At 66.8% G+C, this 2,549-nt stretch carries 2 protein-coding genes; both read left to right on the top strand.

Annotated elements, in window-relative coordinates:
* A partial coding sequence (locus VLA96_04370) for a DUF3394 domain-containing protein (GenBank protein HSE48422.1) occupies nt 1-1,094 on the top strand: 1,094 nt, incomplete at its 5' end.
* On the top strand, nt 1,078-2,549 hold a 1,472-nt coding region (locus VLA96_04365), incomplete at its 3' end, for an FAD-binding protein (GenBank protein ID HSE48421.1). The genes VLA96_04370 and VLA96_04365, both read left to right, overlap by 17 nt.

The following is a 2,549-nucleotide window of genomic DNA, read 5'->3' as shown; positions in this document are numbered from 1 at the left end:
TCAAGATCTCGTACCTGGACGTGCTGCTGATGGCGGTCATCCCGACCTGCCTGTACTACCTGACGCTGTTCCTGATGGTCGAGATCGACGTGCGCAAGTTCGGCATGAAGGACGTGAGCTTTGCGGAAGTCGACAGCGCCTGGACGCTGGCCAAGCGCTACTGGTATCACTTCAGCTCGCTGATCTCGATCATCGTGTTCATGCTGCTCGGCTTTTCGGCCGAGCTGTCGGTGTTCTGGGCCACGGTGGTCGCGCTGGTGACGAGTTTCCTGCGCCGGGACACCGCGCTTCTGACTTTCGAGAAAAGACCGTTCTGGAGAAATCTGACCGACTCGGGCGTGTCAAAAGCGCTGCAGGGCGGCTCGCTCTCGGTGCTGAACGTGGCCGCCACCTGCGCGGGCGCCGGCATCATCGTCGGCGTGGTCACGCTGACCGGCCTGGGCCTCAAGTTCAGCTCGATCGTGCTCGCCTACGCGGGCAACTCGCTGCTCCTCACCGCGATCTATACGGCGCTGATCGTGTGGATCGTCGGCCTCGCGGTGCCGGTCACCGCCTCCTACATCATCTGCGCGGTGATCGCCGCGCCGGCGCTCATCGCGCTCAAGGTGCCCGAGTTCGCGGCGCACATGTTCATCTTCTACTACGCGGTGCTGTCGGAAGTGTCGCCGCCCACCGCGCTCTCGCCGTTCGCCGCGGCCGCGATCACCGGCGGCGATCCGTACAAGACCACGCTGCAGTGCTGGAAGTACACCACGCCCGCGTTCCTGGTGCCCTTCATGTTCGTGCTCGACCCGAGCGGCACGGGGCTGCTCCTTACCGGGTCGTTCAAGACGCTCGGCGACGCGGACTGGGGCTCGATCGCGCTCGTCACCTTCACCGCCGCGGTCGGCATCCTTGCGCTGTGCGGCGCTTTCCAGGGCTGGCTGTTCAAGAAGACCACGGCGTACGAGCGCGTCATGCTGCTGGTGGCCGGCGTGCTGCTCGTCTATCCGAAGACCCTGTTCGACGCGGTCGGCTTCGCCCTCGTCGCCATCGTGCTGGTCACCCAGTTCAAGGTGAAGCGCGCCGAACCCGCTCGTGCAAGAGCTCAGTAGCGACATCCTGATCCTCGGCTCGGGCGGCGCGGGGCTGTTCGCCGCGCTGCACGCGCACCAGGCGGGACTGCGGGCCGCGACGCCGCTTTCAATCACCGTGGCGGTGAAGGGGCTGCTCGGCAAGTGCGGCTGCACGCGCATGGTGCAGGGCGGCTACAACGTCGCGCTCGCCAAGGAAGACTCGGTGGAGCGCCACTTCATGGACACCATCGTCGGCGGCGCCTGGCTCTCGGATCAGGAGCTCGCGTGGAAACTGGTGACCTTGGCCATAGAACGAATCAGGGAGCTCGAGAACGAGCTGGGCTGCTTCTTCGACCGCAACCCCGACGGCACCGTGCACCAGAAGGCGTTCGCCGGCCAGACCTTCGACCGCACGGTGCACAAGGGCGACCTGACCGGCATCGAGATCATCAACCGCCTGGCCGAGCAGGTCTGGTCGCGACGCATCCATCGCCTCGAGGAGCACCGCGCGGTCGAGCTCATCAAAGCAAAAGACCAGAACAGCATTTCCGGCGTTCTCTTCATCGACATGCGCACCGGCGAGTACGTGTTCGTGCGCGCGAAGGCGGTGCTGCTCGCGACCGGCGGCGGCCCGACGATGTACAAGTACCACACCCCCTCCGGCGACAAGACCTGCGACGGCCTCGCCATGGCGATGCGCGCCGGCCTCGCGCTGCGCGACATGGAGATGGTGCAGTTCCATCCCACCGGTCTCCTCGCCGGCACGCACACGCGCATGACCGGCACCGTCCTCGAGGAAGGGCTTCGGGGTTCGGGCGGCTACCTGCTGAACGGGGCGAAGGAGCGCTTCATGCCGCGCTACGACCCGAAGGCCGAGCGCGCGACGCGCGATGTGGTGTCGCGCGCGATGTTCTCGGAGCTGAAGAAAAGCGCGACGCCGCACGGCGGGCTCTATATCTCGATGGCGCACCTCGGCCCGGCGGAAGTGACGCGGCAGTTCAAGGGCATGGTCGAGCGCTGCGCCGACTGTGGCTTCGACCTCGCCGGCGGGCTGGTGGAAGTCGTGCCCACCGCGCACTACATGATGGGCGGCGTGGAGTTCGCGCCCGACTGCACCACCGTGCTGCCGGGCCTGTTCGTCGCCGGCGAAGACTCGGGCGGTGTGCACGGCGCCAACCGGCTGGGCGGCAACGGCGTCGCCAACTCCACGGTGTTCGGCGCGGTGGCCGGCGATTCGATGGCGGCCTGGGTGCGCAACCAGGCGCATCGCGAGCCCGATCGGGCGGCCATCGATGCCGCTGTCGCCGCCTGCGAATTGCCGTTCAAAAACAAGAAATCAGTGAACGTTGAAGCCGTGCGCGAAGCCCTGTACGAGCTGATGTGGGAGAAGGTCGGCATCATCCGCGACGCCAACGGCCTGCAGAGCGCGCAGGGCGAGCTCGCCGCGCTCGACGCCGAGCTCGACGCTGCGTCGGTCACGCCGCATCGCGCGTT

It is taken from the genome of Terriglobales bacterium (assembly GCA_035457425.1).
GTDB lineage: Bacteria > Acidobacteriota > Terriglobia > Terriglobales > Acidobacteriaceae > JACPNR01.
Note: the sequence above shows the minus strand (reverse complement) of the source record. Positions and strands in the feature narration are given on the sequence as shown.